At 59.1% G+C, this 5009-nt stretch carries 6 protein-coding genes; all 6 read right to left on the reverse strand.

All coding sequences use genetic code 11. From position 1 onward, the window contains the following. A partial coding sequence (locus tag KVT32_RS27495) for an alpha/beta fold hydrolase (protein ID WP_217619122.1) occupies nt 1-419 on the reverse strand: 419 nt, incomplete at its 3' end. A gap of 122 nt (nt 420-541) precedes the next feature. After that, entirely contained in the window at nt 542-1456 is a 915-nt protein-coding gene (locus KVT32_RS27500; RefSeq protein ID WP_217619123.1) for a Fic family protein, read from the reverse strand. Nucleotides 1457-1493: 37 nt separating this feature from the next. After that, the gene (locus KVT32_RS27505; RefSeq protein WP_217619124.1) at nt 1494-1703 is read right to left on the reverse strand and encodes an antitoxin VbhA family protein; all 210 of its coding nucleotides are present in this window, start codon (nt 1701-1703) and stop codon (nt 1494-1496) included. A 78-nt stretch (nt 1704-1781) separates the two neighbouring features. Beyond that, complete coding sequence (locus tag KVT32_RS27510; protein WP_217619125.1) at nt 1782-2123, reverse strand: H-NS family nucleoid-associated regulatory protein; 342 nt, start codon at nt 2121-2123, stop codon at nt 1782-1784. Between the two features lie 40 nt (nt 2124-2163). After that, nucleotides 2164-3393 carry a ParB/RepB/Spo0J family partition protein gene (locus tag KVT32_RS32700; protein ID WP_217619126.1) on the reverse strand — a complete coding sequence of 410 codons (1230 nt, stop codon included), beginning with the start codon at nt 3391-3393 and terminating at the stop codon, nt 2164-2166. Next, nucleotides 3390-4145: a ParA family protein gene (locus KVT32_RS27520; RefSeq protein ID WP_254637037.1), complete on the reverse strand. Its 756-nt coding sequence runs from the start codon at nt 4143-4145 to the stop codon at nt 3390-3392. The genes KVT32_RS32700 and KVT32_RS27520 overlap by 4 nt, the downstream gene beginning before the upstream one ends. Between the last annotated feature and the right edge of the window lie 864 nt (nt 4146-5009).

Below are 5009 nucleotides of genomic sequence, written 5' to 3' on the forward strand. Positions count from 1 at the left end.
AGTTGCTCCAACAGATTCTCGACCTGGGGCGGGTGTTCTATTTTAGGTGCGCCTGTGACACTCGATGAAAGAAGCACTAGGGCACGAACGTATGATGGATATTGAAGCGCTGCGTCAAGGGCGATTCCTCCGCCTTGAGAGCTGCCGACCAGAATCGCTGGGGACCCGTTCGTCACCGTATACAGAACAGACATCAAATCCTCGACGGCGGAGTGATCCTCCGCATCTGCGACTGTTCCACCGAATCCTCGTCGATCGTAAGAAACCGCCTGGTGCCGATTGCCAAACTCCTGCATCTGGTGGATCCACATTCGCCGATCCGCGACCCGCGCGTGCAAAAAGACAATGGGATCTCCCTCTCCCGTGACTTCAACCGCCAGCTTGGCACGACCAGACTTGGTTAGAACTTCCATCTTCATGAACCGTCTCCCCTTGGCAGAATGCGAACAATAACAGGGGAGCCACTGCCGACCGCTTGTACTGCGCGGTCTGAGTAAAGGGGCCAGAGGACCGCAATGGGTCGCAATCGGCCGGTCATACCTCAGCGGTCGATTTCGCGAGAGTTCTCGCGCTGCCGGGCGAGCTCGTGCTTTGGTCCGTCGACTGCCTTCTCTACTAGGCCAACTCTTCCGTGGGGATATCGGATTTCCACCGCCTGGCCGGGCACCGCAAGCTGCGCGTTCACAAGAGCAGTTCGACTGTGAAGGACCATTTCTCCGCCACGATCCGTCACTTCTTGGAGGATGTATCGTTCAGTGGATCCCACGACCATGCCATCGTATGTCTGGCCCTGAACCGCAAGGACGGGCTGGGCGTCGTTTCCGAGCACGGCTCTGGCTAGATCCAGCGCAAACTCGCGGTCAAGATCACGCAAGCCCGAAAGGATTAGAGACGCCATGCGACTCGAATCACCCTCGTAAGCTTCGATTGAGGCGCGGGTCATCGCCGCCCGGTCGATCGCTTGCCAGTAGATGCCATATCCAGCGTCACGTGCCAGCTGACCGATGAACTCACGAATACTCCTTCCATTCCCTTCTCTGAACGGATGCAGCACGTTCAACTCGCCGAGGTAATGGCCGGCCCTGCTGCTGAATCGCTCGGGTGAAAGTCCCTGCAGGCGCTGGTCACGCGCGAGCGGGCGTGTGATCTGAGGTGCATAGCCTGCGATCTGCTGGTGGCTCGCAAAGCGTGTGGTGCCCTTCGAAATATCAGCAGTCCTCAGCTGGCCCGCCCAGTCATACACGTCTCCGAAGAGCCGCCTGTGGATCTGTTGAAGGTGCGCCAGATCAAAATCGCCAGGAACAGGGTTGATCGCGAGCTCATAAGAGCGCACGGCCGCAAATGTCGCCTCCACCCTATCGAGTTCAGCCTGGTCGCTGATCCCGAGCCGGTTGCGAAGGACACCGATAGTAGGATCGACATATGGATCCTTGGCGTCGCTGGGATATTTGGCCATGGGCGAAGAAAAATGGCCACCTAGAAGGCGGCCATTGCTATTCGTCACTCGCTGGGGTGCGAAAATCGCCCGCAGCGATGCGGGAGCGCAGTGTTTGGATCACGTCCGAAATGCTCAAGGTGCCCTCAGCAACGCGTTCCAGCTCCGCGATTGTCTTCGGGTCGGGCTCCAGGCCTTCCAGACGCTGACTGGCGACCGCGTTCAGGACGGCGCGGCGACGTTCGTTCAGATCAAAGGCAGTCGGCATTGGCGTATCTCCAAGCGTTTCATTTTACCGCAGGGCAAATTCCAACAGGGACCGCTTGTTCAGGCTCGTCTTTGGGTCTCAAACCCGAAAGTCCACCCGGTTGCGGCCTGCCTTCTCGGCCAACGTCAGCCAACGTGGGGCACGGCCGCGGCCGCTCCAGGTTTCACCCGATTCGGGATTGCGGTACTTCGGCGCCACGACGCTTCGAGAATCTGACCGACGCTGGACGTCGCGGCGCTTAGCGCGCGCGGGCCTATTTTTCGCATAGGCGGCTTGGATTTCTTCCGGCGAGATCTGGAACTCGTGCATTTGGCGCAGGATTTTCTGTAGCGCCGACGCCTTGTGATTTATGCGAAGCGTGTCAGCCCGGCGCTGCAAGGTCTGAATCTGAGCATTGATTTTGGCCAGAGACTTTTCCATCGGTGGATCCTCTTTCGGTGTTTAGCGGCTAAACAATCTGTCAGGCGTCGCACAGTGCCGGGCGCCAAAGCGCCACGAGTGCCTTGAACTGTCCATGAATCTCGGTCCCGAGGGTATCGGGATATGCGCGTGTTTGGCGAATCAGACCAATCACGACGAGCATGTCTTCGGCAATCTCCGCGTCGACGCTCCAGAAATCGGTCAGGTCGAAGCCGCCGCAGCTGGTCGCGTTCCACCACGACAGGAGAAAGTCCGCCACACTTTTGCTTTGGCCAGTATCGCACTGTGCGATGTTGATAAGGCGTGCCAGGGCATCGGTCCCCTTCTTTCGAAGCACCGGGTTTTCGGTTTCCCGTCGATGCTGCTCGAGGCGATCCATGCCTCCTTGACCTTCCGGGCCGACCGTAGGCGGTAGTTCGCCTCTTTCGGGCGGGGTGCTCGGCTCTTTTGCAAGAAATACGTGGGTCGAACATTGCGCCACTACGGCACGGGCAGTCTCACGCGATGACTGTAGCGTCTCATCCGGCAGTGCATCTGGCGACGTTCGCTTCGCACCTCCGGCTTTCCGAATCGCCTTCACCGCCGACCGCGTAGGCTTGGCCTCGGTCGCGGTCAACAGATCTGCGACGGCCTCCGGGTGCTCACGGTGCGCGACGGCCAGTTCATTGGCGAGCGTCACATCGGTCACCTTCCCCGCCGCAACTGCTTCGGCGACGGGTTCGGGTAACGTGAGTAGACCCGCATGATGGCTCACCCAGGCCTTGGATTTCCCGAGTTCACGCGCCAAGTCGGCCTGGGTCCAGCCGGCCGACAGCTTCCCGCCGATAAAGTCCGCGATTTCACGGAACGTCAGATTCTCGCGCTGCACGTTCTCGACAACTTGGTCCACGTCATCAAAATCAGGATCCTCAAACCCCGGTACAGACGTGAATTCAGCGACCTTCGCGGCGCGAAAGCGGCGATGCCCATGATTGATGATGAAATCTCCTGGAATGGTCGGGTGCGGGCGCAGCGACAAAGGCGACTTGATGCCGCGCTTGCCCTGGCGCTCGCGACGTTTGAACGATTCCGCAAGTTCGCGGATGCTCTCCTCGCTGTAGCCCGGATTGTCTTCGCCTCGCGAGTTCCGCTCATCCTCATGAATGCGACTGATGTCGTACATCCCGGGCTCTCTCGCCTGGGGCTGTGCTCCGTCCAGCATCGCGGCCAGATCGCCCAGGCCGGCCAAGTCCAGGCCGCCGGCATCACCGTGTTTAGCGGCTAAACTCATTTCGCCACTCCCATCGTTTGCAGGACGTGATTGCCGAGGGCGCGCATCTCCGCGCCTGCTGCCCGTGCCGTTGTCTTCCTGCTCTTCCAGACGGGTTCACCCGCCGCCAATGCCTCTGCGACGCTAGTGCGCAGGCCCACCACAACTGGGGCCAGAAGTTTGCCGTGCGCAGCTTGTACCTCGGCAAGATGTTTGACCTGACGCGGGTTACGGCGGTCAACCCGGTTCGGCACAATACCCAGGAAGTGCAGCTTCGGGTTGTGCTGCTTGGCCCCGACGATCACTCGCATCATGTCTTTGATGCCCTCGATGCTGTAGTCCTCCATCTCGACCGGACTGATCACCGCATCCGCCATGCGCAGTGCAGTAATGGTGGCGATGCCGATGCTGGCGGGCGTGTCGATCACGCAGAGATCGAAGCCTCGCTTTTCAAACTCGCGCAGATTTACCGGGAAATTCCGAAGCGCACGTTCGGCCGGCATGTAGATGACGTTGGCCAAAAGCCGATCTGCGTGCAGCAGTGAAATGGGGCCGGTGGCTTCAGGTATGACTGGCACCTCGTCGAGAAACAGGGCGCTTGCCGGCACTTCCAGGCGGTGCTTCCGCATGGTCTTGGAGAGGTTTCCGGTATCCAGATCCACGACGAGCGTCTTGAACCCTTGTTCGGCGGCGTGAAATGCGATGTGGACGGCGTCAGCGGTCTTGCCGACGCCACCCTTATTTTGCGCAACGACTGCGGTTTTCATACTCATGAATGTTCCCTCGTAGAAAGGATACGGGTGTCGTTCAGCGGCTAAACGCTGTGAATCACTGTGATGTATTGGATTGAGGCTGCGCGGGCTCGGGCAAATCTGGCCAAGCGAGCCAGTAATCGTGCGGACGGAGCGTTTGTCGCGATACTCCCGTTATCCGCTCGATCGCCACCCCCTTCCGAGGGCCCACCAGCTTGTAACCGTAGGCAATCTGTCGAAGGTATTCCCAGCTCGTGCGCTGGGCTGTACATCTCGCCCTGGCTTCGTCTAATGGGGTTTTTCGGAGCCACTCAATCAAGGGCTCTATGCGGGGGTAACGTTTGGAGGCGCTCATATGTACTAAATAGTACATTTAAACAGTACAGTTGTGTTGTACTTTTTGGTAAAGCGGGGCTTGCTAATGCAGAATCCGCGCCATGGACGCCGCTGCGCAGGAAATGCAGGTCCGCAGAGACCGCTTACGTGCGTGGATTTCCGCGCACTATCCCAACACGCGCGCGTTCTGTTTGGAGCATGGACTCAACGAGAGTGAGATTTCCCAACTCCTGCGCACGAAGAGTTTCGGTTCTCGTAGAGCGAGGAACCTAGAAGCTCAGGCGGGCATGCCGCTGCGATATTTGGAGGGCGTTCAGCAAACGGCTGAACCGAGCACTGCCGGCCCCTCCGCTACCGTGAAGGCTCCGCCACAGTGGCCCTTTCGCCACTCGTCATACGATGATTACCTACATCTCAGCCCCGAGAAGCGGGCAGAACTGGACATCCGTGTATCCGAGTTCATCGCGGGCGCGATTCAGAAAAAAAGAACTGCCTAAAGCGTATCCGCAACTCGATCCGTGCCATGCCGCTCGGACGAGTGGAGCCACC

The sequence above is a fragment of the Achromobacter sp. GbtcB20 genome (assembly GCF_019091095.1).
In the GTDB taxonomy this organism is placed as follows: domain Bacteria; phylum Pseudomonadota; class Gammaproteobacteria; order Burkholderiales; family Burkholderiaceae_B; genus Achromobacter; species Achromobacter mucicolens.

Excerpts from the sequence above, each read along its gene's own strand:
- KVT32_RS27500 (WP_217619123.1), bottom strand. The coding sequence starts at position 1,456 with ATGGCCAAATATCCCAGCGACGCCAAGGATCCATATGTCGATCCTACT.
- KVT32_RS27505 (WP_217619124.1), bottom strand. The coding sequence starts at position 1,703 with ATGCCGACTGCCTTTGATCTGAACGAACGTCGCCGCGCCGTCCTGAAC.
- KVT32_RS27510 (WP_217619125.1), bottom strand. The coding sequence starts at position 2,123 with ATGGAAAAGTCTCTGGCCAAAATCAATGCTCAGATTCAGACCTTGCAG.
- KVT32_RS32700 (WP_217619126.1), bottom strand. The coding sequence starts at position 3,393 with ATGAGTTTAGCCGCTAAACACGGTGATGCCGGCGGCCTGGACTTGGCC.
- KVT32_RS27520 (WP_254637037.1), bottom strand. The coding sequence starts at position 4,145 with ATGAGTATGAAAACCGCAGTCGTTGCGCAAAATAAGGGTGGCGTCGGC.